General features: G+C 60.4%; 21 protein-coding genes. 7 read left to right on the top strand and 14 right to left on the bottom strand.

Annotated elements, in window-relative coordinates:
• Positions 1 to 15 precede the first annotated feature (15 nt).
• Positions 16 to 1,365 (bottom strand): gluconate:H+ symporter, encoded by a 1,350-nt coding sequence (locus HB680_RS23935; RefSeq protein WP_213940921.1) that lies wholly within the window; start codon positions 1,363 to 1,365, stop codon positions 16 to 18.
• A 239-nt stretch (positions 1,366 to 1,604) separates the two neighbouring features.
• Between HB680_RS23935 and HB680_RS23940 the strand changes: the two genes are divergently transcribed.
• Positions 1,605 to 1,766 (top strand): hypothetical protein, encoded by a 162-nt coding sequence (locus HB680_RS23940; protein WP_213940922.1) that lies wholly within the window; start codon positions 1,605 to 1,607, stop codon positions 1,764 to 1,766.
• Between the two features lie 22 nt (positions 1,767 to 1,788).
• Here HB680_RS23940 and HB680_RS23945 read toward each other — a convergent pair whose 3' ends face one another.
• The 4 genes from HB680_RS23945 to HB680_RS23960 all read right to left on the bottom strand — a co-directional run bounded on the left by HB680_RS23945 (position 1,789) and on the right by HB680_RS23960 (position 5,218).
• On the bottom strand, positions 1,789 to 2,406 hold the full coding sequence (locus HB680_RS23945) for a Fic family protein (protein WP_213940923.1): 618 nt from the start codon (positions 2,404 to 2,406) through the stop codon (positions 1,789 to 1,791).
• 147 nt (positions 2,407 to 2,553) lie between these two features.
• Positions 2,554 to 3,447 carry an NAD-dependent epimerase/dehydratase family protein gene (locus tag HB680_RS23950; RefSeq protein WP_213940924.1) on the bottom strand — a complete coding sequence of 298 codons (894 nt, stop codon included), beginning with the start codon at positions 3,445 to 3,447 and terminating at the stop codon, positions 2,554 to 2,556.
• A 103-nt stretch (positions 3,448 to 3,550) separates the two neighbouring features.
• Positions 3,551 to 4,462, bottom strand: a complete 912-nt coding sequence (locus HB680_RS23955; protein WP_213940925.1) for a LysR substrate-binding domain-containing protein — start codon at positions 4,460 to 4,462, stop codon at positions 3,551 to 3,553.
• Between the two features lie 165 nt (positions 4,463 to 4,627).
• Complete coding sequence (locus tag HB680_RS23960; protein ID WP_213940926.1) at positions 4,628 to 5,218, bottom strand: NAD(P)H-dependent oxidoreductase; 591 nt, start codon at positions 5,216 to 5,218, stop codon at positions 4,628 to 4,630.
• Between the two features lie 161 nt (positions 5,219 to 5,379).
• On the opposite strand from HB680_RS23960, the gene HB680_RS23965 reads away from it, so the two are divergent.
• Positions 5,380 to 5,694, top strand: a complete 315-nt coding sequence (locus HB680_RS23965) for a putative quinol monooxygenase (RefSeq protein WP_213940927.1) — start codon at positions 5,380 to 5,382, stop codon at positions 5,692 to 5,694.
• Here the strand turns inward: HB680_RS23965 and HB680_RS23970 are convergent.
• Entirely contained in the window at positions 5,684 to 6,448 is a 765-nt protein-coding gene (locus tag HB680_RS23970; RefSeq protein WP_213940928.1) for a sulfite exporter TauE/SafE family protein, read from the bottom strand. The two genes, HB680_RS23965 and HB680_RS23970, sit on opposite strands and share 11 nt — an antisense overlap.
• Before the next feature lie 208 nt (positions 6,449 to 6,656).
• Here HB680_RS23970 and HB680_RS23975 point away from each other — a divergent pair, with 208 nt between their 5' ends.
• The 4 genes from HB680_RS23975 (at position 6,657) to HB680_RS23990 (ending at position 9,030) form a co-directional block, all read left to right on the top strand.
• On the top strand, positions 6,657 to 7,535 hold the full coding sequence (locus HB680_RS23975) for a LysR substrate-binding domain-containing protein (protein WP_213940929.1): 879 nt from the start codon (positions 6,657 to 6,659) through the stop codon (positions 7,533 to 7,535).
• Positions 7,536 to 7,580: 45 nt separating this feature from the next.
• A complete protein-coding gene (locus HB680_RS23980) occupies positions 7,581 to 8,156 on the top strand; it encodes an NAD(P)H-dependent oxidoreductase (protein WP_213940930.1) in 576 nt (191 codons plus the stop codon).
• 48 nt (positions 8,157 to 8,204) lie between these two features.
• Positions 8,205 to 8,594 (top strand): MerR family transcriptional regulator, encoded by a 390-nt coding sequence (locus tag HB680_RS23985; RefSeq protein WP_213940931.1) that lies wholly within the window; start codon positions 8,205 to 8,207, stop codon positions 8,592 to 8,594.
• 91 nt (positions 8,595 to 8,685) lie between these two features.
• Positions 8,686 to 9,030: a cupin domain-containing protein gene (locus HB680_RS23990; RefSeq protein ID WP_007946320.1), complete on the top strand. Its 345-nt coding sequence runs from the start codon at positions 8,686 to 8,688 to the stop codon at positions 9,028 to 9,030.
• A 159-nt stretch (positions 9,031 to 9,189) separates the two neighbouring features.
• Here the strand turns inward: HB680_RS23990 and mmsB are convergent, their stop codons facing one another.
• Together mmsB and HB680_RS24000 are read right to left on the bottom strand one after the other, a co-directional pair.
• Positions 9,190 to 10,077 (bottom strand): 3-hydroxyisobutyrate dehydrogenase, encoded by an 888-nt coding sequence (mmsB, locus tag HB680_RS23995; RefSeq protein WP_213940932.1) that lies wholly within the window; start codon positions 10,075 to 10,077, stop codon positions 9,190 to 9,192.
• 10 nt (positions 10,078 to 10,087) lie between these two features.
• On the bottom strand, positions 10,088 to 11,614 hold the full coding sequence (locus HB680_RS24000) for a CoA-acylating methylmalonate-semialdehyde dehydrogenase (protein WP_213940933.1): 1,527 nt from the start codon (positions 11,612 to 11,614) through the stop codon (positions 10,088 to 10,090).
• Positions 11,615 to 11,775: 161 nt separating this feature from the next.
• Between HB680_RS24000 and HB680_RS24005 the strand changes: the two genes are divergently transcribed.
• Positions 11,776 to 12,723 carry a LysR family transcriptional regulator gene (locus HB680_RS24005; RefSeq protein ID WP_213940934.1) on the top strand — a complete coding sequence of 316 codons (948 nt, stop codon included), beginning with the start codon at positions 11,776 to 11,778 and terminating at the stop codon, positions 12,721 to 12,723.
• Here HB680_RS24005 and HB680_RS24010 read toward each other — a convergent pair.
• The 6 genes from HB680_RS24010 to recC form a co-directional block, all read right to left on the bottom strand.
• Positions 12,720 to 13,172, bottom strand: a complete 453-nt coding sequence (locus HB680_RS24010) for an OmpA family protein (protein ID WP_213940942.1) — start codon at positions 13,170 to 13,172, stop codon at positions 12,720 to 12,722. The two genes, HB680_RS24005 and HB680_RS24010, sit on opposite strands and share 4 nt — an antisense overlap.
• A gap of 56 nt (positions 13,173 to 13,228) precedes the next feature.
• Entirely contained in the window at positions 13,229 to 14,497 is a 1,269-nt protein-coding gene (locus HB680_RS24015) for a diguanylate cyclase (RefSeq protein WP_213940935.1), read from the bottom strand.
• Complete coding sequence (locus HB680_RS24020) at positions 14,494 to 15,069, bottom strand: YfiR family protein (protein ID WP_213940936.1); 576 nt, start codon at positions 15,067 to 15,069, stop codon at positions 14,494 to 14,496. The genes HB680_RS24015 and HB680_RS24020 overlap by 4 nt, the downstream gene beginning before the upstream one ends.
• Positions 15,070 to 15,189: 120 nt before the next feature.
• Positions 15,190 to 17,298, bottom strand: coding sequence for an exodeoxyribonuclease V subunit alpha (gene recD, locus HB680_RS24025; RefSeq protein WP_213940937.1), 2,109 nt, complete (start codon positions 17,296 to 17,298; stop codon positions 15,190 to 15,192).
• Positions 17,295 to 20,984, bottom strand: a complete 3,690-nt coding sequence (recB, locus tag HB680_RS24030) for an exodeoxyribonuclease V subunit beta (protein WP_213940938.1) — start codon at positions 20,982 to 20,984, stop codon at positions 17,295 to 17,297. Before recB ends, recD begins: the two co-directional genes overlap by 4 nt.
• Positions 20,981 to 24,433 carry an exodeoxyribonuclease V subunit gamma gene (gene recC, locus HB680_RS24035; RefSeq protein ID WP_213940939.1) on the bottom strand — a complete coding sequence of 1,151 codons (3,453 nt, stop codon included), beginning with the start codon at positions 24,431 to 24,433 and terminating at the stop codon, positions 20,981 to 20,983. The genes recB and recC overlap by 4 nt, the downstream gene beginning before the upstream one ends.
• Positions 24,434 to 24,540 lie beyond the last annotated feature (107 nt).

Below are 24,540 nucleotides of genomic sequence, written 5' to 3' on the forward strand. Positions count from 1 at the left end.
GGCGGGCGGCTCCGGCTACAGCAGGTAAGAAAGACCCAGGGTCAGACCGAAGGCGACCACCGAGATCAGCGTCTCGAGCACGGTCCAGGTCTTGAAGGTCTGGGCAACCGTCATATTGAAGTATTCCTTGATCAGCCAGAAGCCGCCGTCGTTGACGTGGGAAAAGATAACCGACCCCGCGCCCGTCGCCAGCACCAACAACTCCGGATGCGGATAACCCAGACCGATGGCCACCGGCGCAACGATGCCGGAAGCGGTGGTCATGGCGACAGTGGCGGAACCGGTGGCGACGCGCATCAGGGCGGCGAACAGCCAGCCCATGATCAGCGGCGACAGGTGAAATTCATGGGCCAGGCTGACGATCTGATCGGTGACACCCGCGTCCACCAGGATCCGGTTTAAACCGCCCCCCGCACCCACCAGCAAGGTAATGCTGGCCGTCGGCGCCAAGCACTCATTGGTGAATTTGAGGATCGATTCACGGCTGAAGCCCTGGGCCAGGCCGAGGGTCCAGAAGCTCAGCAGCGTCGCCAGCAGCAAGGCAATCACCGAGTTGCCGATGAACAGCAGGAACTGGTTGAAACCGCTCCCCGGCGTGGAAATCAGATTGGCCCAGCCGCCGATCAGCATCAGCACCACCGGCAGCAGAATCGTCGCCATGGTGATGCCGAAACCCGGCAGGCTATCGCGCGGCTCGCGCTCAAGGAACTGCCGCTCCAACGGGTTATCCGCCGGCAGTTGAATGCGCGGCACGATAAATTTAGCGTACAGCGGACCGGCAATGATCGCGGTCGGGATGCCGATCAAAATCGCGTAGAGCAAGGTCTGCCCCACCGACGCCTGATAGACCTGCACCGCCAGCATCGCCGCCGGGTGCGGCGGCACCAGGGCATGAACCACCGAGAGGCCCGCGACCATGGGCAAACCGACCATCAGAATCGAAACCCCGACTCGCCGCGCCACCGTGAACGCAATCGGCACCAGCAATACAAAACCGACCTCGAAAAACAGCGGCAACCCGACCAGGAACGCGATGCTGACCATCGCCCAGTGCGCGTTTTTCTCGCCAAACCGGTCGATCAACGTGCGCGCGACCTGCTCTGCCCCGCCCGACTCGGCCATCATCTTGCCGAGCATCGTCCCCAGCGCCACCACCAGCGCAATATGCCCCAGCGTCTTGCCCACCCCGGCCTCGTAAGCCCCCACCACCCCCGACGGCGGCATCCCGGCCAGCAGCGCCAGGCCAATGGACACCAGGGTGATCACAATGAACGGATTGAGTCGGTAACGCGCGATCAGAACAATCAGCGCAATGATGGCGATAGCGGCATACACCAGCAGCCAATAGCCGAAGGAAGGCGTCATGCGGTACTCCTCGAAAGGGTCACGTCGAGTGATTTGTGAAACTCATAAATCATTTCGCGGCGTGATTTTCAAACGAGGTGAAACTAATTTTCGTGGAGAGGTAAGGGATGTCGCGCAGAGGTATGGCAGGTCGCAGGTTATGAAAATGAGGGGTGGGGATTTTCATCAGTCCAGTGGTCAGTTTTCAACACCACGATAAGAGCTATACTCGGCACTCGTCCCCAGACCGAGCCACGCTCATGGCACCTGTGCGCCGTAACAGCAAAAAAATGAATTCAGAGACGTTGATTCGTGCGATCGCCAGTTCAACAGCGATCGAGACGGGCCAGAGTGTTGAAGTCATTGAGCGCAAGCTTAAAAACAAAACCAACAAGTTCGCGCATCTCAATCTTGCACCGTAGCGATGGCAGATCGCTGTATCCATCACTCCGATAAGGCCTGCCGAACCCAATGTTCCATAGGCTCGTAGTTGCAGTTCAATCCTTGGTTGATCGCAGCAAAGTAAGCATCCTTGTGCTCCTCCCAAATGCTGTAATCCAAAGGCAAGCGACCGCTCTGAACAGCCATTACATCCGCGAGTAATCTTGATAAGCGCCCGTTGCCTTCACGAAATGGGTGAATCAGGATGAACTCCACGTGGCTCACAGCAATCGCCTTGATCAACTCGTCATCCGTGCAATTGCTGCACGGAGTGAATCTGGCAAGACAGTCCCGTTCAAAATCAACGAGCAATCGAGGAATTTGCGGTGCAGCAGCGAAGAAAAATCCGCCTTTACCCATGTTGACCGAGCGAATGTCTCCAGCCCAAAAATAGAGGTTACCAAGCCATCGCCGATGCCAATCCTTGAGGTCCTGCACAGTCAATTGCCGATCAGGCAGATTTTCAATCAGCACCGACTGATACAACTTCTCGAGCAATACCAATTCGGCGTCGTCCATATCCTCCGGGTCGGTAATACCCAGTTTGTTGCCTAAAACCTGCTCGTCCGAGCCGGGTTCATAGCTACTCTGCGAACCTTCTGCATCATAGCGATTGTTCATTTTTCGTCGTTCCTGACCAGGTTGATGATTAAAGAATCAACCATAGGCCCGAGCGCTGACTTTGATCAATTTCAAAAACTGAAACGGCCGCCCGAAGGCAGCCGCTTGTCAGGCTGGAAACCCAGGCCCGCTTGGTTTAAACGCCAATCACACCATTTCGTTACGAATCCATTCAACCACCGACATGCGCTTCGGCACCCACCCAAGCAACTCCCGCGCATGTTTGCCGCGAACCCGGCTGTTGGAGCCCAAGCCATAGTTAGCCATTTCATAACCCCACTCGGCTTCGGCATCCTTGAGCGGCCAGTCTTGCGGCTTGCCCAGATTCAGCGCTTCGGCCATGGCGGTGGTCATGTCGATAAACGACGATTCACCGCTTTCGACGAAGTAGAACGTGCCCGGTACGTTTTTGGTCAGCGCCAGCAAGTACAGGGCCACCACGTCTTCGATGTGCACGTTGGACCAGATGTTCAGGCCCGTGCCGACGTGGCGGACCACACCGTTTTTGCGTGCTTGTTTCAACAAACGCGGCAACTGCACGCTGTCGCGTTTGACGCCGAGGCTGTTGCCGTAGATCAGGGTGTTGCAGATGACGGCGGAGTTCACCCCGTCCTTCGCGGCGGCGAGGATCAGGTTGTCGATGGCCACGCGGGCAGCCTTGTCGACGGTCGGTTCCGGCAGGTTGTCTTCGTAGTAGATGACATCGCTGGATTTACCGCCCGACGCATCGCCGACGATGCTCGAACCGCTGGTGTGCAGGAACACTTTGTTGGTGCCGCGAAGCGCATTGAGCAAGGCTTCTACTGCGGCGCGATGGTCGCTGCTGGCGGCGTTGATCACGGCGTCGGCGGTGCGGGCCTGATCGGCCAGCAAGGCGCTGTCATCCAGGGTGCCGATCACTGGAGTGATGCCCAGCGCGCTCAGCTCATTGGCTTGTTCGGCGCTGCGCACCAGACCGGTGACGTTATGACCTGCGCGGACCAGGCCCGTGGCGATGGAGCCGCCGATAAAACCGGCAGCGCCGGTAACGAATACGTTCATGGAGAAACTCCCTGCGTTGATAAGTGATGCAACGAGTATCAACGACCGATCCCTGTCGAAAAATCCCCAGTGACCCAATTCACTCTTGCGCAGGGATCACGAATCAGCCCTTGAAATTCGAGTCTGCGTACACCGCCAATTTGCCCTGGATAAAGTCCAGGAAGCACTGGATGCGCAGGGCCAGTTGCGAGTTGCGGTAATACACGGCGTTGATCGGCTGGCGATAGCCGCTGTTGAACTGCGACAGCACCTCCTTCAGGCGCCCGGCGCGGATGTCGTCGTGGGTCATGAAATCCGACAGGCACGCGATGCCCTGGCCTTCCAGCGCCAGGTGACGCACGGTCTCGCCGCTGGAGGCGTTGATCGCCGCGTTGATCGGCCAGCGATCACCGTGCACATGGCGCAGCGGCCACTGGTTGAGGCCTTCGTTCTGGGTGAAGCCGAGCAGCGTGTGATCGTTGAGATCGGCAACGGCGACGGGGGTGCCGTGCTGCTCCAGGTACGCCGGGCTGGCGACGATGTGCAGTGGACTGCAACCCAGGGAGCGCGCGTGCAAGGTCGAGTCCGCCAGCGCGCCGATGCGAATGGCGATGTCGGTGCTTTGTTCCAGCAGGTCAATGATCAAGTCGTTGCTGTTGAGTTCGAGCTGGATATCCGGGTAGAGACGGCGGAACTCATCGATGTACGGCACGATGGCGTGCAGCATGAATGGCGATGCGGCGTTGATCCGCAGACGCCCGGACGGGGTTTGCTGGCGGGAATTGAGACGTTCTTCAAGCTCGTCCATCTGATCGAGAATCCGCTTGGCGTGTTCGAAGAAGTACTTGCCCTCTTCGGTCAGGTCCATGCGTCGGGTGGTGCGGTTGATCAGCGTGGTGTCGAGCTTGGCTTCCAGACGCGACAACGTGCGGCTGACCGCCGACGGCGTTTGCCCGACCTGCTCGGCCGCAGCCGAGATCGACCCGCATTCAATCACGCAGACGAAAATCTGCAATTCATCGGATCTGGCTTTCACGTGGGTCCTCTTTGCGAATCGGCGTGGCATGAATCGCCAAGATCGCAGCCTTCGGCAGCTCCTACAAGGATTGCGTCCCGCAGCACCACCGGATGTACGCGATCCGTAGGAGCTGCCGAAGGCTGCGATCTCTCCCGCCGTTGCGACGGATAGTAGCCGGAAAACTTATACCGACAGCCCAAACACCTCAGTCAAATGCTGCTCATAGCGCTTCACATCGCCTTCGATGTCCGGGCGTTTCATCACGTCCACGCACAAAAAGGTCGGCAAACCGGTCATGCCGAGGAAGGTGTTGGCCTTGTGGAACGGGAAGTACACCGCGTCCACGCCTTTGGCTTCGAAGAAGTCGGTCGGGTCGTCGAAGGCTTGCTGCGGCGCGTTCCAGGTCAGGGACAACATGTATTGCTTGCCCTGCAACAAACCACCGCTGCCGTACTTTTGCGACGCGTCGGAACGGGTACGGCCATCACTGGCGTAGAGGCTGCCGTGGCCTTCGGTGAAGACTTCGTCGATGTACTTCTTCACAGTCCACGGCGCGCCCATCCACCAGCCTGGCATCTGGTAAATGATCACGTCGGCCCAGACAAACTTGGCGACTTCTTCCGCGAGGTCGTAGCCCTCGTCAATGAACGTGGTCTTCACATCCAGACCGCCGCGATCCAGCACGCTGAGTGCGGTGTCGTGCAGGGTGGTGTTGTAGCGGCCATCGGAGTGGGCGAACTTTTTGCCGCCGTTGAGCAAGAGGACTTTTTTCATGAGAGGTCTCGGAAGGTTGGAATTCGATGGCGGCAGACTAGCCATCCGCCTCGCGCGGAATAAGCCTCGATTTCACAAAAAACATTTGACCAAAACGCACGAATAGACAGTCGATTGTTGCCATAGACTTGCGCCGATTCTTAACTTGGAAGGAGATTTCGATGAGTGACGTGCAAGGTTTCATCCTGATGGCCAAGACCCGCCCGGAAAAATCCGAGGCCTTTGAAGCGCTGTTTCGCGCCTATGTCGAACCGAGCCGCGCCGAACCCGGTTGCATTGAATACCACATGCTGCGCGACCAGCAGGACCCGACACTGTTTATCTTCTACGAGATCTGGCAGTCCCAGGCCCACCTGGATGTGCACTCGAATCTGCCGCACATGAAGCAGTTCCGCGATCAGCGCATGGACTACCTGGAGCGGGATTTCGACATCCGCGCCATCGACATGCTCAGCCTGTCGTCGGCTAGCCGCTGATCAGCAAGTGGCCGCCGAGTACGCCCAGGCCAATGAAGAACACCCGTTTGAACAGCACGGCGCTGATCCGCTGACGCAACCATTGCCCCAGCAACATGCCGAGTACCGCCGGGATCAGCGCCAGCAGCGAAGCGCTCAACTCGCCACCAACGAGCGCGCCGCGCCAGAACAGGCCGCCGGCTAGCGCCAGAGTTGAAACGGTGAACGACAGCCCCAGCGCCTGCACCAGTTCATCCTTGTTCAAACCCAGCGCTTGCAAGTACGGCACCGCCGGGATCACGAACACGCCGGTGGCCGAGGTGATGACGCCCGTCAGCACGCCGCAGACCGGTCCGAGCCAACGTTCGGCGCGACTGCCGACGCGTAAGGTCGGCAGAAGCAAACCGCTCAAGGCATACAGCAACAACGCCGCGCCCAATCCCTGCACCACCCAATGCCCACCGGTCATGCCGATCCACACTGTGCCGGCGCCGGTGCCGATGAAAATCGCCAGCAGCATAGGCCACAGGCGTTTGATCAAGCCTTGCAGGTGACCACCGAACGCCAGTTGCCAGACGTTGGTCAGGGTCGCGGGGATGATCAACAGCGCCGCAGCCTGCGACGGCGCCATAGCCAGACCGAGCAGGCCCATGGCAATGGTTGGCAGACCGAGGCCGATCACGCCCTTGATCATGCCGGCCAGCAGGAAGGTGGCGATGACCAGAACGGACAAGGCCAGACCGAGGTTTTGGTAGAACGCGGCGAGTGTATTCATGGGGCTATCCTGCGCCACGGGTGTGGTGTTGAAAATCTGCCATATACTGAGGGTGCCTCTTGTTTGGCGAGAGGCTGAACGACTTTGTCGATGCGACTGACGCGTTCGCGAGCAAGCCCGCTCCCACAAGGGCACCGCGTTTCCCTGTGGGAGCGGGCTTGCTCGCGAAGAGGCCCGTCCAGACAACAACCCTCCAAAGGCTACCCCGATGCACTTCGACCTCACCGACCTGCGTCTCTACCTCAACATCCTCGACACCGGCAACATCACCGCCGGCGCCAGCCGCACGCATCTATCCCTGGCCGCCGCCAGCGCCCGCATCCGCGCCATGGAAGCCTCGCTAGGTATTGAGTTCTTGCAACGCGGTCGCCGGGGTGTCACGCCAACCCCCGCCGGCAAAGCCCTGGCGCAACACGCCCGGGTGCTGCTGCAACAGGCCGAACGCCTGCAACAGGACCTCGCCGATTACGCCAAGGGTGTCAAAGGCCAGGTCCGACTGTTGTGCAACACCACGGCAATCACCGAATACCTGCCGGAGTTGCTCGCGGACTTCCTGCGCAACCACCCCAACCTCGACATAGACTTGCAAGAACTGCCCAGCACCCGCATCACCCACGCCTTGCGCCAGGGCGCGGCGGATCTGGGTATTGTTTCCGACGCCGTGGACACCGGCGATCTACAGACCCAAGCGTTCCGCGACGACCCGCTGGTATTGATCCTGCCCAGTGACCATCCCTTGGCCGACGCAGGCCCAGTCAGTTTCAGCGACACCTTGCACCACGACTATGTAGGACTTGGCGCCAACAGCGCGTTGGCGGTGTATCTGGAGGAACAGGCCCTGCACGCGGGCCTGCGCATGCAAATCCGCATCCGCGCCGACGGTTTCGATGGCGTGATGCGCATGGTCGCCCGAGGCGCCGGGCTGGCCATCGTGCCGTTGGCCGCTGTCGAGCGCAGCCCGGCGCCGTTCAAAAGCATTGCACTCATGGAGCCTTGGGCTAAACGTAAACTATTGCTCTGCGCCCGGGATTTCGCCACATTGCCCGGTTATGCCCAAGCCCTGATGCGCGCCTTGACTCTCCCCTGAGGGGCAGACTTTACCCTTGAGGTTTCATCTTCAGGGACGCAGACGATGGGCAAAAAAATCCTGGTGATTCTCGGTCATCCGTCGAGTAACAGTTTTTGCGGTGCGCTCGCCGAACGCTACGCCCAGTCAGCGTTACGTGCCGGACATGAAGTGCGGCAATTGTTTCTTGGCCAACTGGATTTCGATCCGGTGCTGCGTGAAGGCTATCAACAGGTCCAACCGCTGGAAGCCGACCTGCGCCAGGCTCAGGCCGACATCCTGTGGGCCGAACACCTGACGCTGATTTATCCGATCTGGTGGGGCGGGATTCCGGCGTTGCTCAAGGGCTTTTTTGATCGGGTGTTCCTGCCCGGGTTTGCCTTCAAGTACCGCGAAGGCAAAGCCTTCCCCGACAAACTCCTGCAGGGTCGCAGCGCGCACTTGCTGGTCACTATGGACACGCCACCCTGGTATTACCGCTGGGTCTATCGCATGCCCGGGCTGCATCAGATCCGCAAAACCACCCTGGCCTTTTGCGGTATCGAACCCAAGCGCACACTCACCTTCGGACCGATTCTCGGCTCCAGCGTCCGCCAGCGCGCAGCCTGGTTGCTGCAAGCCCAGGCTATCGCCAGCCGTTGAGTCTGCCGATAATGCGCCAGGCTGTACCACGGCAAAAAGGGACTTTTCATGTACATCGGCCAAGCCGCGCAACGTTCGGGCACCACCGTCAAGAGCATCCGCCATTACGAGTCGATCGGCTTGCTGCCGCCCGCCCAGCGTCAGGGCAACTACCGGGTCTATGACCAGCAAAGCGTCGACCTGCTGATCTTTATCAAATGCGCCCAGCAATTGGGTTTCCGGCTCAAGGAGTTGCAGGTGATCTTCGCCGGGCATCAAGGCACGGCGACGCCGTGGCAACGGGCGCAGCAGGCCATTGCGGCCAAGAAGCAAGAGATCGCCGAGCGAATCGCCGCCCTGTCGCAGCAGCACACGCAATTGATCGAGTTCGAAGCCAGCCTCGAACAGGCCTGGATCGATTGTCCGCTGGAAAACTTAGGGGCGAGTGCGCGTTTCTGAGCAGCTCAATGTCGAGCACAGACAACTGACCGCGAGACGGGCGCTATAGGGTGGCGACTTCAGTTCTTCAGCCTACTTGCCCGGAGTCCACATGACCGCACCTATCACCGTTCTTCGCGACACTCATCCACTGCCGGTGCTCGATGCCTGCAAATGGGAAAAACTCGAAGGCGACCCGCACACCGTCAACCTCAACGCCTACACCAGCGAAGACGGCAGCAAGATCATGGGCACCTGGATCTGCACACCCGGCAAGTGGTACGTGGAATACGTGAAGTGGGAATACTGCGATTTCCGCGAGGGTTACTGCATCATCACCCCTGAGGGCAAAGAGCCGATCCACCTGCGCGCCGGGGATATCTTCGTCATCGAGCCGGGGATGAAAGGCACGTGGGAAGTGGTCGAGACTGTGCGTAAGTATTTCGTGTTTGCCTGATGCAAAAATCCGAGAGACCACCCGACGTGGTCTCTCGGTAAAGATCGATAAGTACATGCAATCTCTGTGGGAGCGGGCTTGCTCGCGAAAGCGGTGGGTCAGTCAACATCAATGTTGAAGTCCCGGCCCTTTCGCGAGCAAGCCCGCTCCCACCGGGTTTTACTGTGGTTTGCGATAGCTATTGATGATCGCCGAGAAGTCCTTCCCACCTTCCCCACGCTGGCTCATCGCCTGATACAACTGCTGCGCCACCGCGCCGAGCACCACCGGTTGGTGCGCCTGACGGGCCGCTTCCGTGGCCAGCCCCAGGTCCTTGAGCATCAGTTCGGCCCCGAAACCGCCGGTGTAACCGCGCGAGGCCGGCGCCGTTTCGACGATGCCCGGCCACGGGTTGTACATTTCCGAACTCCAGCAACGCCCGGTCGAACTGTTGATGATCCCGGCCAGCACGCCCGTGTCGATCCCCAACGCATCGCCCAACGCCATGGCTTCACTGACGCCAACCATAGAGATCGCTAGCAGCAAATTGTTGCAGATCTTGGCGATTTGCCCGGTGCCGACTTCGCCGCAATGGACAATATTGCGGCCCATCTGCGCCAACACCGGTTGCAGGGTGGCGAACAGCTCAGGGGTGGCACCGACCATAAAGGTCAGCGTCCCGGCCGCTGCACCGCCCGTGCCACCGGAAACCGGCGCATCGGCCATGGCCACGCCTTGCTTGGCCGCAGCGGCCGCGACGTCGCGCGCCGTTTGTGGATCAATCGTGCTGCAATCCACCGCCGGCACGCCTTTGCCGATACCGGCGAGCACACCATCCTCACCGAGCCATACGCTGCGCACATGCACCGCTGCCGGCAGCATGGTGATCACCAGCTCCGCACCTTGTGCCGCGTCCCGCGCCGTGGCGCTGATGCTGCCGCCCAGTTGCTCCAGTTCGGCCAGCACGGTTTTGTTCAGGTCGACCAGACGCAGGTCGTGGCCAGCCTTGATCAGGTTGCGCGCCATCGGCGCACCCATGTTGCCGAGACCGATAAAAGCGATTTTCATGTCCGGCTCCTTAACGCAAGTTGATGGTGGTGTTCACACCGTCGTTGACGCTGTCGTCATCGAACCAGCGACTGGTGACAGTCTTGGTCTGAGTGTAGAACTGCACCACTTGCTTGCCATACGGGCCGAGGTCGCCGAGTTTCGAACCACGGGAACCGGTGAAGCTGAAGAACGGGACCGGCACCGGAATCGGGATGTTGATGCCGACTTGGCCGACGTCGATTTCGCTCTGGAATTTACGCGCCGCTGCACCGCTCTGGGTGAACAGGCCCGTGCCGTTGCCGAACGGGTTGGCGTTGACCAGGGCAATCGCCTGATCGAGGGTGTCGACTTCCAGTACCACCAGCACCGGGCCGAAGATTTCCTGGGTGTAGATCTGCATCTCGGTTGTCACGCCAGAGAACAGGGTCGGGCCGACAAAGTTGCCCTTCTCGAAGCCCGGCACGCTGATGTCGCGACCATCCAGTTCCAGCTTGGCGCCTTCCTTGATGCCGCTTTCGATCAGATCGAGAATCCGCGCCTTGGCCTTTTTCGAAATAACCGGACCGACGTCGGTGCCCGCTTCGCTGCCGGCATTAACCTTGAGTTTCTGCGCCAGCGCTTTCAGGTCCGGCAGCCATTGCTTGGCCGCGCCTACCAGCACCACCACTGACGTGGCCATGCAACGCTGACCGGCCGCACCGAAACCGGCGCCGACCAAGGCATTGAGGGTTTGTTCGCGATTGGCATCCGGCAGCACCACGGCGTGGTTCTTGGCGCCCATCATCGATTGCACGCGTTTGCCGTGTTTGCCGGCCAGGTCGTAAACGTGAGTACCGACGGCGGTCGAACCGACGAAGGAAACAGCCTTGATGTCCTTGTGGGTGCAGAGTGCGTCCACCACGTCTTTGCCGCCGTGAACCACGTTAAGCACGCCAGCCGGAACGCCAGCCTCGATCGCCAGTTCCACCAGCAGCATGGTCGACATCGGGTCCTGTTCGGACGGCTTGAGCACGAAAGTGTTGCCGCAGGCGATGGCCATCGGGAACATCCACAGCGGAATCATCGCCGGGAAGTTGAACGGCGTGATGCCGGCGCAAACGCCGATGGGCTGACGCAGCGTGTAAGTGTCAACGCCGCCCGCCACGTTCTCGGCGAATTCGCCCATTTGCAGGGTGCCGATGGAGCACGCGTGCTCGACCACTTCCAGGCCTCGGAAAATATCGCCTTCAGCGTCGGCAATGGTTTTGCCCTGTTCGGCACTCAGCACCACGGCGATGCGTTTGGAGTGTTCACGAATCAACGCCTGAAGCTTGAGCATGATGCGCATCCGCGCACCGATCGGCGTCAGTTTCCAGGTCTGGAAGGCGCGGTGGGCGGCGCTGATGGCGGCATCAACTTCCTGCGCCGTGGCAAACGGAACCTTGGCCAGCACTTGCTGGGTCGCCGGGTTGATGATGTCGTGCCATTCGGTGGTCTGGGACTCGACCCATTCGCCGTCGATCAACAGCTTTACGTTCTGGACAGTGGTGTCGTTTGGCGTGAGCGATGCGTTCATGCTGGTCTCCAATACTTGTTTTTATCTGGAAAGCTATGCGGGGAGCCAAGGCGGATAAGTCGCCTTGAGATGAGGCGTGTGTCGCGAATTGGTTGTCGGACTGTTTTTGGAGTATAGATGTGCAAACTTCTAATAAGAACGCACATAAAAGCCGGTCCAACATGCAAAAAAACATCACGTCTTTAGGTTCACTGAACTGGGATGACCTCAAGTTTTTCCTCGAAGTCGCCCGCACCCGCAAGGCCAGCACCGCGGCCAAGCGCCTGGCGGTGGACTACACCACCGTGTCGCGGCGCATCAGTTCGCTGGAAGCAGCGTTGGGCACGTTGCTGTTCGAAAAATCCCGGACCAGCGGCTTCGTCCTGACCGCCGAAGGCCAGCGTTTGCTGGGTTACGCCGAGTCGATTGAAAGCACGTTGCACATGGCTTGCGAGCAGGTTTCCGGCTCCGGCGTGGCGCTGTCCGGGCACGTGCGCATGGGTTGCACCGAAGGTTTCGGCAGTTTCTTCATCACGCCGCAGCTCAGCCACTTCGTCGATGCCTACCCGGCGATCTCGGTGGACATCCTGCCGCTGCCACACTTCATCAGCCTGTCCAAGCGCGAGGCGGACATCGTCATCGCCCTGGAACGCCCTGAACACGGGCCGTACGTCTGCTGCAAACTCTGCGACTACAAATTGCAGCTCTACGCGACCCAGGATTATCTCGACAAACACCCACCGATCCGCCGCCCGGCCGATTTGGGCAAACATTCATTCATCAGTTATGTCGATGACCTGGCGTTCAGCTCGGAGCTGCTGTACCTGGCGAACGTACTGCCCGGCGCCAGCGCCAACCTGCGCAGCACCAGCGTGATCGCGCAGTTCGTGGCGGCGCAGCAGGGGCGATCGCTGGCGATTTTGCCGTGCTTCCTGGCGGCGCAGGACCCTCGGTTGCTGCCGGTGTTGCCGGCGGAGATCAACATCACCCGGCAGTTCTGGATGTACTGCCGGGAGGACCTGCGCAAGCTCAAGCGGATCACCCTGTTGTGGGATTACATCCGCGAAGTGACCGAGCAGAATCAAAGCCTGTTGATGGGGGAAACCCGGGAGATGCTGTTCGCCGATTAGTCGGCGCTCACCACAATCGACACCCGACGATTCTCGGTACGCCCCGCCGGTGTGTCGTTGGAGGCCACCGGATCTTTGCTTCCGAGCCCTTGCAGCTTGATGTTCTGTTCTTTCATTCCGACTTCGGTCAGCACTTTGCCGACGCTTTTCGCCCGACGCAGTGACAGCTGTTGGTTGTAGGTTTCTTTACCCGAGGCGTCGGTGTGGCCATCGACCCGCACCCGCTCGATCCCGACACCCAGCAACGCCTTGCCGATACGCTGGACGATTTCGGTGCTTTGCGGATTCAGGCTTTCGACGTCACTGCCAAACAGCACCTTACCGGACAGGCCAAAGGCCCAGCCCTCGTCGGTCAACTCGAAGCCCTGTTGCTTGAGCACAGCAATCTGCGCCGGGCTCAGGCCTTTTTGCGGCGCCGTTTGGCACCCAGCCAGCGCGAGTAGCGCCATGAACAGGGTGATGGTGAAAAATCGCAGGGAACGCTGAGGAATTGAGAACACAGAAATTAGCTCCTGGTTTGAACGTGGACGGCCGGGTGCTCCGACCCGGCCGTTTGCTGTGCGCCTCGGGACAGGCGCTTGGCTTGATACATCGCCGCGTCGGCGGCGTTGAGCAGAGCGCCGGGCGTGGCGCCATGATCGGGATAGACGGCAATGCCGATGCTGAGCGAGGTCAACACTGAGGCATTGCCCGGCAACTGAATCGGCATCTCCATGCTGGCAATAATCTTGTCGGCAATCCGCTCGGCGTCTTCGGTCTTGTGCAGCGGCGTCAGCAGCACGGCAAACTCATCGCCGCCCAGGCGCGCCACCAGGTCCTCTTCACGCAACTGCGCACGCACCCGCGTGGCCACCGCCACCAACACCGCATCGCCTGCGGCGTGGCCGAAGTTGTCGTTGATTTCCTTGAATCGGTCGCTGTCGAGAAACAACACCGCCACGCGCTCGTTGAGCTTGTGGGCATTGCGCAACGCGCGAATCAGTCGACCTTCGAAAAATGCCCGGTTCGGCAACCCGGTGAGGCTGTCGTGGCTGGCCTGGTGAGCCAGGGTTTCGTTTTCGCTTTGCAGATGGGTTTGCCAGGATTCGAGTTCATCGAGCAAGGCATTGAAGTCGTTGCCGAGGTTGTCCAGTTCGGCGATGGCGGCGGGCGGCACGCGCTGGTCGAAGGCGCGTTCGCTGCGGGCGGCGTGAGCCACGAATGCCAGGCTGCGCAACGGGCCGGTGATGCCGCGAAGCTGCCGGCGCGCCAGGTATAGCGCGACCCAGGCACTCACCGCAGTGCACAACACAATCCCCATCAGACCGCTGAGCAAAAAGCGCATCAGGCTGCCACCGTGACCGGTGAGCTGAATGCTGCCGATTTCCTGCCCCTGATGGACGATGGGCATGCTGATGGGTTTTTCCAGAAAAGCCTTGGCGATCTGCACTTCAAGATCGGAGAACAACCCGGTTTCCGGGCGCTGCCAGCGAGCGAGCAACGCCCCTTGCTCGTCGAGCACCTGGGCATCGGCGACTTCTTCGGTGGAGGCAATCAGTGCCAGCGCTTCGGTGGCGGCAGCCTTGTCGTTGAACACCACTGCGGCTTCCACGGTGTAGTTGATCGAGCGTGCGATCAGGTGCAGGTTGTGGTCGGCATAGACCCGCAACGCCAGCACCCCGAGCAAGGTCAGCGACACACTGGCCATGGCCACGCCGACCAGCGCGACGATCAAATGGCCGCGACCAATGACCGAGCGCAACGTGGGGCGATTGTCCGATTTGAATAGACTCATGGCGCCGCCGGCTTGCGGCGCGACAGTTGCAACACGCTCGGGTGAATGCGCACGCCACTGCGGGCGACAGAGTCGAGGTTAACCTCGAAGGACACTTGATCATCGCTGACCCGCAGACAGAAAAGGCTGCCGACGGTGCACTGATCACTGCTTTCGCTGATGCTCAACACCGGTTGACCGATTAATGAGGCGAACAAGCGGCTGCGTTCATCGGCGGTCAACTTGCCGATGTAGACCGCATCGCACTCGCCTGCAATCGCCGGATTGTCGGCCAGCAAACGTCGTACGGTGACAGGACGACCGGTGGCTTGAGTGGAACCCTTGACCAAATCGTCGGTGTATTCGGTCGGGCCGACCACGCACAGGCGCAACTGCGCAGGCTCCACGGGCCAACGCGCATAACTGAGAATCCCGAGTACCACTTGAGTGACCGCTTTGGCCCGTTGATCGGCCATGCCGACGGCGGTTTCAGGTTGAGCGGATGCGATTCCGGTCAGCAAACAGAGCAGGCCGACAAGCAATATGCGCTTGCAGCCGATGACGCTCTCTGTCGCCCGGACAGCCAACTTCATGCAGGGATTCTCTTCGATTACAGCGGGATAATGCCGCAACGATAGCACAGCACCGAATCGCCCGCGAGGCTGTAAAACCGGGCGCTCCAGACAGATTTACGTCGTCAACCGATTGGCATATTAAGCGCTAAACTCAATGCCCTCCTCCCACTCCAGCATCAGCCCGCTCAAACGCTTCACTTTGCGTTGCACCGCCTCTTCAAACACCCCGGTACGGGGTTCGATCAGGGTGAACCAGTCCTTGGCCCGGGTGATTCCGGTGTAGATCAACTCCTTGGTCAGTACCGGGTTCAGGGCGTCCGGCAGGATCAACGCCGTATGGGCAAACTCCGAGCCCTGGGATTTATGCACGGTCATCGCGTAGACCGTCTCGACATCGTTGAGCCGGCTCGGCAACACAAAACGCACGCCGCCCTGGCCGTCGTTGCGCGGGAAAGCGACGCGCAGCACGTGTTTCCCCGCTTCGGGGCCGTCGCGCTCCGGCAGTTTGAGCGCGATGCCGATGTCGCCGTTCATCAAGCCCAGGCCATAGTCGTTGCGGGTCATCAGCACTGGTCGGCCTTCGTACCACTGCTGGTCACTGTCGATTAGCCGGGCCTTGAGCAAGGCGTCGGTCACCCGCTGATTGAGACCTTCCACGCCCCACGGCCCTTTACGTACAGCACACAGCAGCTGGAAAGTATCGAAAGCATTCAACACTTGCCGCGCCCATTCGATCCAGCCCTTGTCATCGAGGGGGCTGTCGAGGTGCGGCCGCTGCTTGCGCAGCAGACTCAGGTAATGCCGATAACCTTGTGGCCCGTTGTCATGGCCGTCGAGCAGCAAACGCTCCAGCGCCTTGTCCTGTTCACCTTTGAGAGACAGGGAAAACACATCTTTATAGCTGCGTTCTGCCAAGAGCTTGCGAGCTTCATCGGGGTGTTGTTGATTGACCCAACGGGCCAATTGACCAATACCGCTGCCTTCGCCAAATCGGCGGGAGTGACGCAACATCACCACTTGCTGAGCCAAGGGATGAGTGCCGGCGGTGTCTTCATGCAAGCCACTGGCCTCAAGACTTTCACCGCTGACAGCCTCCAGCCACTGGCGGGTCTGCGGGCTATACCAACCGGCCTCGGCGTCGCGGCACAAATCCCCCAGCACCGCGCCCGCTTCCACGGAGGCCAATTGGTCCTTGTCACCGAGCAGCACCAGACGCGCATGGGCCGGCAACGCATCGAGCAAGTTGGCCATCATTTCCAGGTCGATCATCGACGCTTCATCCACCACCAACACATCCAGAGGCAAGCGATTACCCGCGTGGTGACGGAAGTGCCGGGTGCCGGGCCGACTGCCCAACAAGCGATGCACGGTGGTGACGTCGGAAGGAATCTTGTCCCTGACCGCTTCTGCGACGGTCAGGGTTTGTACTTGCTGACTGATGGATTCCGTCAGTCGCGCGGCAGCCTTGCCGGTGGGCGCGGCCAGACGAATACGCAGCGGTTTGCCGGCCTCCACGGCTGGCGCCTGGAGCAGTGCCAGCAAACGCACCACGGTGGTGGTTTTGCCGGTCCCCGGGCCGCCGGTGACGATACTGAACGCACTGCGGGTGGCCAGGGCACAGGCGAGTTTTTGCCAGTCGATCACCTCGCCAGGCTTGGCGGGGCCGAACAAACCGGTCAAGCGCTGGAGCAAATCTGCTGGTGTGGCTTCATGTTCTGACAGACGCTGACGCAAGGCATTGTCGATGCGCCGTTCGTAAGCCCAATAGCGGCGCAGGTACAGGCGTTTGCCCGACAGCACCAAGGGCCGATGCTGAGCCGCCTCGCGACCATCCACCGCCAGCGCCACCAGACTGCTGGAGGCGAGCACCTTGCACCAGTGAGCGCCGTCCAGCGCTTCGAGCAATTGCGACGGCAGCAACATCGCGCCACTTTGCACATCGCCTTCCGGCGGCAGCGACAGGGCGAAGTCCGGCGCCTTGAGCGTCTCGAACAAATCCAGGCACACATGACCGTGGCCGAGTTGGTGACTGGTCAACGCGGCCGCCAGCAACACCAGTGGATCATCATCGGGTGCGAGTTCATGGAGAAAGGCAACGAACGCCTTGTCCAGCGCCCGCAGCCAACCGCGTTCGACCCAGCGAGTGAGCAGCAGTAAAAGGTCTTCAGCGCGGGTCAACGGTGCCAGGTCGGCCAGGCTTTCCGCCGCCAGTGGCGTGGGCAGCAAATCGGCGAAGGTGCGGCTCATAGCAGTACTCCCTGTTCCCAGGCGGGCTCGGCCTTGGGTCCCGCTTTGCCCTGGAACAGACGATCCAGACGCTCGATCAATTCCCGTGGCGGACGGGCGAAATACACGCCTTGGCTGGCCGCTCGCGTGCCGCGCAGGAACAGGTACAACGCGCCGCCGACATGCCGGTCGTAATCGTAGTCGGGCAACCGGGCCTTGAGCTGGCGATGCAGGGCCAACAGGTACAACACGTATTGCAGGTCATAGCGGTTATCGAGGATCGACTGCTCCATGGCCTGCTCGGTGTAGGCCGCGTCGTCGACGCCGAGCCAGTTGGATTTGTAGTCGGCGACGTAGTAGCGACCGTCGTGCTCGAACGTCAGGTCGATAAAACCCTTGAACATGCCATTGAGCAGCACCGGTTCGGCGGCCACTCGGGCCACGCCGTTGTGGGTGAATTGGCGCACCAGTTCATCGAGCTTGAGCACATCGACCTTGTGACTGGCGAACCAGAACTCCATCTCGACCCGGTACTGGGTCAGTTGCTCAAAGATCACCGGGGGCTGTCCGCCGCCGATGTGCAGCGGTGATTTGAGCAAGTGCTGCAACCAGTCGCTCAACGTGATGATCCAGCCTTCCCAGCCCCGGCGATTGCAGCGCCGGCCAACCGCGTCTTCCACGGCTTTCGGCGTCGCGCTGAAGCCTTCGTCACCGGCCCATTCCAGCAAACCATGAAGAAAGGTGCCGGGGTTCGGGCCACGGGGAAAACGGTGAATGTCCGCGCCGCCGGTAATCACTTCCCTCGGAGCTTCGGGGTCGAGACGTTCATCGTCGAAGAGCTTTTGCGCTTGCGGGCTCTCCGGCGCTTCGTCCGTGCCCCCGCTCATGCTGTCGCCAATGCGCAAGGCGCTGTAGGAGGCAATCCACCAGTTTTCGCTGGCCTTGCGCTTGGGAATCAACGGCGCGAGCAAGGTCGCTTCGTTACGCGGCGGATGGTAGTGCTCGCTGGTTGCCTCAGGCATCTCACCGTAGGTCAGCGCCGGACAATCCTGTTGCAGGTCTTCCAGCCAACGCTTCAGACCGGCGGACTCGGCCAATGCCGCGCCGCCGCCCAACAGATAACCCAATGCCGACAAATGCAGCACCGAGCTGTTGTTATTACCGCGTTTGAGGTCAGTCACGCCAAGCCAGCACGCGTGTTGCGCGCGCGTCAGTGCCACATAGAGCAAACGCAAATCCTCGGCCAGACGTTCGTCATCGGCCAGGGCGATCAACTCGGCAGTCGGTTTCAACGTCACCTGCGCCTTGCCCGTGGCGTCGTGGTAATGCAGCGGCAAACGACTGCCGTCCACCGGTTTCGCCGAGCAGATAAAGGGTAGAAACACCAACGGGTACTCGAGGCCCTTGGACTTGTGAATGGTCACGACCTTGACCAGTTGTTCGTCGCTTTCCAGGCGCAGGATCTGTTCTTCACCCGCCTGGCCGGACAGCGCCAGGTGCTCGGACAAATGGCGGATCAAGGCTTGTTCGCCGTCCAGTTCGGCGGCGGCTTGTTGCAACAGCTCGGACAGGTGCAGCAGATTGGTCAGGACCCGCTCGCCGTCGGTGCGGGTCATCAATGCCTGAGGCAATTGGAAGTCATGCAGCAAACGCCGGAGCATCGGCAGCACGCCCTGCTTGCGCCAGATTTCGCGATAACGACGGAATTGCATGACCCGCGCTTCCCAGGCGAGTTCGTCCTGGTTCAGCCGCTCAAGTTCAGTCAGTGAGAGGTTCAGCGTGATGCAGGCCAATGCGGCGCGTAGTGGACGCTCGACGTCCGGCTCGGCGCAGGCCTTGAGCCAGGTCAGCAGGTCATGCGCTTCCTGGGCGGCGAACACCGAGTCCTTGTCCGACAGATAAACGCTGCGCACACCGCGGGCGGAGAGTTCACCGCGCACAGCCTGGGCTTCTTTGCCGTCGCGCACCAGAATCGCGATGTCCGCCGGCAGCAGGCCTCTGAAGTCCTTGCCGTCCTGTGTGAACCCAGCCCGGCCTTGTTGCCCGCCGTTAAGCAACGCGGTGATTTCACTGGCGCAGGCAGCGGCCAGTTGTTGTCGGTACACCACGCCGGACAGCGGTTGATCGGCGGACAGATGCCAGATGTTCAGCGCTGGCACAGTCTGGCCGTCAACGCTCAGAACTTCTTTGCGACCCTGGGATTCAACGGGCAGGAATGGAACCGGGTTTTCGCCGCTTTTCTCGCGAAAGAGGAACGCTCCGCGCCCGGTTTCACGCGACTCGGCACGCTCAAAAACATGGTTCACCGCGTCGACCATGCCATGGCTGGAACGGAAGTTGGTGCCCAACGTATGCAAGCGGCCGGTGGTGGCCTGACGGGCGCGCAGGTAGGTGTAGATGTCGGCACCGCGAAAGGCGTAGATCGCCTGCTTCGGGTCACCGATCAGGAACAGGCCGCACTCGGGGTTGTTGTCTTCGATGCGATAAATGCTTTCGAAGATGCGGTACTGCACCGGGTCGGTGTCCTGGAATTCGTCGATCAACGCCACCGGGAACTGTTCGCGAATCAGCGTGGCCAGACGCTCGCCACCGTCGGACTGCAAGGCAGCATCGAGGCGCAGCAACATGTCGTCGAAACCCATTTCCGCACGGCGACGTTTTTCCTCTTCGAAGCGCGCACCGACCCACTGAGCGGCGTGTTGCAGCACCGCAGCATCAGGCGTCGGCAAACCATCGAGACTGGCCTTGAGACCAGGCATCGCATCCAGCCCGGGGTGACGGGGCGCTTCGCCTTTCCAGGCTTCGGCCATGCCGTCGGGGGTCAGCCGGGTGAACCCGGTGCCGATGTCCAGTTGTTCCAGGGATTCGTCTTCGGCCCAGGCCTTGATCTTTTCGAACCACGGTTCGAAGTAGCGCGCCTGCATCTTGCGCCCGTCGACGCTTTTGCTCGCCACGCCCTGGTGGCAGAGCAAAAGCAATTCGTCCGCCCATTGGCGCCAGGGCATCTTGAGTTCGAGCAGGGCTGTGCGCCGTTCGTGCAGGCACTCGGCGATGAGTTCGGCGGGGGCTTTTCCTTCGACGCTATCGCGCTCACTGGCGAACAACCCGCGCACTCGTGGCAGCAACGCCGCGGGGCCGCCCCAGTTGCCACGGACCCAGTTCAGCGCATCGCCTTGCATCGGGTAACAAAACAGCCGCCAGTAATCGCGCAGTACCTCGCCAAGCAGATCGCTATGATCGGTTTCCAGGGTCTGGGTGAACAGGCTGCCGCTATCGAAGGCATGCTCGCGCAGCATGCGCTGACACCAACTGTGGATGGTCGAAACGGCCGCCTCGTCCATCCATTGAGCGGCGATATCCAGGCGGTTTGCGCAACCCGACCATTGCTCGGGGAGGAATTGGTCGCGCAAGTCTGCAATCAGGCTATCGGGCGCGGGGATCTCATCCCGGAAAAACCGCGCGGCTTCGGCCAGGCGTGTACGAATGCGTTCGCGCAGCTCTTTGGTGGCAGCATCGGTGAAGGTCACGACGAGGATTTGCGGCGGCAGCAGTTCACGTCCAAAACCACTCGACTCGCCGCCGTGGCCCAGGACCAGACGCAAGTAAAGCGCGGAGATGGTGAAGGTCTTGCCGGTGCCGGCGCTGGCCTCGATCAATTGACTGCCGCGCAGGGGGAATGCCAGGGCCAGCGGTGTCTTCGTGGTCATGAGCGCGCGCCTTCGCTGGTCAGTGAACGCCAAGGAGCGTCGAGCAGTGGCCGGTATAACGCGTCGCACCAATCGGGGAAGGTCTCATCGGCAATTAGGCTGTCGTACTCGGCGAATTGCCGGGCAAGCGCCGGACTTTCACGCCGTTCGCCATCGGTGGTTTGACCGTCGCCTTCGTAGGCCTTGCGAGCGGCAGCTTCAGCTTTGATCGGGTCGGTTTGACTGAGCCAGGCGAAGGCAGTTTTCACCGCGATCGGCAGCGGTTGGCGCATGCCCGTTTGCCAGGCCAGCAGCAGATTACCGAGCGCTTCAAGCGCCGTCTCCTTCGCCAGAGGTTCCAGCAGTAGCGTGTCATCACTGGCGACCAGCGCGGTAGTCATCGACAGGCCGCTGGCGCAGGCAACCAGGTGATTGACCCACGGTCGCGTCAGTCGATGCCACTTGCGGGTCTTGATCGAACCGATGCTGTTGGGAATCGTGGTGATCGACAGCATGCCTCCGTCCGCGCGTTGATGCAGGCCACTGAGCCAGCCTTCAAGACGCAAACCGTGCAGCTCCAGACTCACCGGCAAGGCGCTGGTCAGTGGCGTTGGCCATAACGACAGGAGTTGTTGATAGCGTTGCAACAGATCCGGCAGCGGCTCGATCAGCTCTCGTTGAAGGCATTCGCCGAAACCGGCCATGGGCAGCAGGCCGCTGTTTTGCAGGCGGATGGCCTGAGCTTCCAGCGCCTGATCGGAGTGTTCCAATTGGCTCAGTGCCGCCTCGAGCAAACTGTCGCTGAGGCTGTAGCGTTGCAGCGCGTCGAGGACGAAAGGCTCCTCATCGGCCAAAGGGATTTCGGCCGCTTCAAAGAACACCTTGAGACGCTGGCTGAAGAAATGTCGTACGGGATTGCGCAGGAAATCCTGCAATTGTCCCAGGCCCAGTGGTTCATCCTGAATGTAGGGTTCGAGAATCTCGATATCAGTCGTTTGCTCATTGGACTGATGAAGCACCTGCCATTCGCTGGCGTAGCTGAACAGCGCATCGCCTTCGTGAAAGTAGCGGGCACTGAAGGGTTGCAAGGGGTGTTCTTGCGTCATCGCTTCAAGCAGGTCATCGGCGTCGTCATTCAACCGCCAACCGCTGGCGAGATGATCGCGTAACTGGCCAATCAGCACCGATGCCGGGCGCTCGCTGTTATCACGAATGCTCCGGCCTACCCAGCTGATATAAAGTTGATTGCGTGCCGACAGCAGCGCTTCCAGGAGTAGGTAGCGATCATCCTCGCGGCGGGAGCGATCGCCCGGGCGGTAGTCACTGCCCATCAAGTCGAAGTCCAGCGGTGGTTGCGCGCGAGGGTAATCACCGTCATTCATGCCGAGCAGGCAAACCAGCTTGAACGGGATCGCACGCATGGGCATCAAGGTGCAGAAGTTGACGGCACCGGCGAGGAAGCGCTGGGACAAGCGGCCCTGGTCTAAACCGGCCAGCCACGCCTCGCGCACGACGGTCAGCGGTAATTCGTCCTGCAATCCCACAGATTCACAGGTATCGAGCCACGTTTCACGCAGCTCTTCGAGTTGAGCCAGCAAGTAATCGTCGTGCTCGTTGCTGGCCTTGAAAAACAGCTGAACCAACCCTTGCAACCGCACGCCCCATTGTTTTGGGGGAGCCGGTTGCATGAGCTCCTGGTGCGCGATCTCCAGCGCATCCAACAGTGCAACCAAAGGACCGATAAGCGCGGCATCCAACCCACCGATCTCGTCATAGGGTTCAATGCCTTCGCAGGCATTGGCGCTGCCGACCGCATAACCGAGCAGCATGCGTCGCAGGCCGAAACGCCAACTGTTTTGCTCCAGTTCTTGCGGCAGACCAAGGGCCGCTCGCTGCTCGGCATTCATGCCCCAGCGGATACCGGCACCTTCGATCCAGCGGTGCAAGGTTGGCAGGTCAGGCTCTTCCACGCCGAATCGAGCCCGGAGCGCGGGTACGTCCAATAGATCGAGAATCTCGCTGACCGGGAAGCGACTGTCCGGCAGCTTGAGCAAGTGTTCGACAGCGATCAGCAGTGGATCACGACCGCGCTGGCCCTGATCCGCAAGCGTGAATGGAATAAAGCGTGAGTCATTGCGCTCCAGCTGGCCAAACACTGCGCGGATATGCGGCGCGTAGCTGTCGATATCGGGCACCATCACGATCACGTCGCGCGGTCTTAAATCCGGGTTGGCACTGAAGCGTTCAAGCAATTGATCATGGAGGATTTCCACTTCCCGCTGAGCGCTATGGGCAATGTGAAAACGGATCGATTTATCGTTCTGCAGATCGACGGCAGGCCAATGCTCGCGGGTCTCGCTTAAAGGGCGCAGCTCAAGGATGTCGTCTTGCAACTGATTGAGCATGTTTTGCGGTTGGCTGTCGCTGAACAGGTCGATGCGACCGTCGCGAAAAGCCGCGCGATAGCTGCCGGGATCGTCATAGCTGTCGAGCAGGTTGATGTAGTCCCGCCCCTGCTTGCCCCACGCGGCCAACAACGGATGAGCGTGTTGGTGAAGTGTTTGCGGATCCAGGACGACCGGCATGCCGCTTTTGCGGGCCTGACGTTTGTATTGGTGCCGCAGCAGGTCTTTATCGGCGACGATGTCTGCCCAATGGTGACGACATGGGTTGTGGACGCAGAGCAGGACCTGGCTGAATCGAGCCAGTCCAGCGAGTGCTTCCAGTGCTTGAGCGGGCAGCGAAGAAATGCCGAAAACGATCACTCGGGACGGTAATCCGTCCGGTGCCACGTCGAGACTGTTGATGCGTTCGATAAACCGTTGGTGGACGCCAGCACGGCTTTGCGCCATCCCTTGCTCTCCGACATCCAGCAGCAGCGCACGCCACAGTTCTGCTTGCCAGCAATTGGCCGCGGTCAGGGCCTTGGCTTCGCCTCTGCCGTTGCGTAATTGATGTCGGCCTTCCGCCCAATCCTCAAGCCAATCGGCGCGGTACACCTGATATTGGTCGAACAGATCCGCCAAACGCTCAGACAATTGATAGCGTTTACGTAAATCGGTGTCATGGGTCAGGAAACGCTGCAGGGGTTCGAAATGCGGCTGGTCGATCAACTGCGGCAGCAGGCGCATCAGACGCCAGGTCAACGGGGCTTTATCGAGCAGGGATTTGACCGGGATTTCATCACGGCCCAGGACCATGCGATAGAGCTGCCACATGAAACTGCCCGGCAACTGCACATCGATTGCCGCCGCGATACCGCAGCCACCCATATCATCGTCTTCAGGGTCTTCAGCCAGTGCGAGCTTCAGCCATTGAGCAATACCGTTGCTCTGTACCAAGGCTATTTCATTTTCCAAGGGCGCCAGTGGGTAGTGCCGCATTACGCTGATCACCAGGCTACGCAGTTCATCCAGACTGTTGCTTTGAACCACCATAAAACCAGCATTGAGGGACGCAGCGTCCGGCATAAAGGCTTCCTTGGGAAAATACAAAAGCTAGGGCCGAACCTTAGCACTGTCGGGAGACTGTGACAGCCAGGAGCCGTCTGATCATGCTGTACGAACTTTCCTTCGGA

The sequence above is a fragment of the Pseudomonas sp. dw_612 genome, from assembly GCF_018449725.1.
Taxonomy (GTDB): Bacteria; Pseudomonadota; Gammaproteobacteria; order Pseudomonadales; family Pseudomonadaceae; genus Aquipseudomonas.

Excerpts from the sequence above, each read along its gene's own strand:
- HB680_RS23935 (WP_213940921.1), bottom strand. The coding sequence starts at position 1,365 with ATGACGCCTTCCTTCGGCTATTGGCTGCTGGTGTATGCCGCTATCGCC.
- HB680_RS23940 (WP_213940922.1), top strand. The coding sequence starts at position 1,605 with ATGGCACCTGTGCGCCGTAACAGCAAAAAAATGAATTCAGAGACGTTG.
- HB680_RS23945 (WP_213940923.1), bottom strand. The coding sequence starts at position 2,406 with ATGAACAATCGCTATGATGCAGAAGGTTCGCAGAGTAGCTATGAACCC.
- HB680_RS23950 (WP_213940924.1), bottom strand. The coding sequence starts at position 3,447 with ATGAACGTATTCGTTACCGGCGCTGCCGGTTTTATCGGCGGCTCCATC.
- HB680_RS23960 (WP_213940926.1), bottom strand. The coding sequence starts at position 5,218 with ATGAAAAAAGTCCTCTTGCTCAACGGCGGCAAAAAGTTCGCCCACTCC.
- HB680_RS23965 (WP_213940927.1), top strand. The coding sequence starts at position 5,380 with ATGAGTGACGTGCAAGGTTTCATCCTGATGGCCAAGACCCGCCCGGAA.
- HB680_RS23970 (WP_213940928.1), bottom strand. The coding sequence starts at position 6,448 with ATGAATACACTCGCCGCGTTCTACCAAAACCTCGGTCTGGCCTTGTCC.
- HB680_RS23975 (WP_213940929.1), top strand. The coding sequence starts at position 6,657 with ATGCACTTCGACCTCACCGACCTGCGTCTCTACCTCAACATCCTCGAC.
- HB680_RS23980 (WP_213940930.1), top strand. The coding sequence starts at position 7,581 with ATGGGCAAAAAAATCCTGGTGATTCTCGGTCATCCGTCGAGTAACAGT.
- HB680_RS23985 (WP_213940931.1), top strand. The coding sequence starts at position 8,205 with ATGTACATCGGCCAAGCCGCGCAACGTTCGGGCACCACCGTCAAGAGC.
- HB680_RS23990 (WP_007946320.1), top strand. The coding sequence starts at position 8,686 with ATGACCGCACCTATCACCGTTCTTCGCGACACTCATCCACTGCCGGTG.
- mmsB (WP_213940932.1), bottom strand. The coding sequence starts at position 10,077 with ATGAAAATCGCTTTTATCGGTCTCGGCAACATGGGTGCGCCGATGGCG.
- HB680_RS24000 (WP_213940933.1), bottom strand. The coding sequence starts at position 11,614 with ATGAACGCATCGCTCACGCCAAACGACACCACTGTCCAGAACGTAAAG.
- HB680_RS24005 (WP_213940934.1), top strand. The coding sequence starts at position 11,776 with ATGCAAAAAAACATCACGTCTTTAGGTTCACTGAACTGGGATGACCTC.
- HB680_RS24010 (WP_213940942.1), bottom strand. The coding sequence starts at position 13,172 with ATGGCGCTACTCGCGCTGGCTGGGTGCCAAACGGCGCCGCAAAAAGGC.
- HB680_RS24015 (WP_213940935.1), bottom strand. The coding sequence starts at position 14,497 with ATGAGTCTATTCAAATCGGACAATCGCCCCACGTTGCGCTCGGTCATT.
- HB680_RS24020 (WP_213940936.1), bottom strand. The coding sequence starts at position 15,069 with ATGAAGTTGGCTGTCCGGGCGACAGAGAGCGTCATCGGCTGCAAGCGC.
- recD (WP_213940937.1), bottom strand. The coding sequence starts at position 17,298 with ATGAGCCGCACCTTCGCCGATTTGCTGCCCACGCCACTGGCGGCGGAA.
- recB (WP_213940938.1), bottom strand. The coding sequence starts at position 20,984 with ATGACCACGAAGACACCGCTGGCCCTGGCATTCCCCCTGCGCGGCAGT.
- recC (WP_213940939.1), bottom strand. The coding sequence starts at position 24,433 with ATGCCGGACGCTGCGTCCCTCAATGCTGGTTTTATGGTGGTTCAAAGC.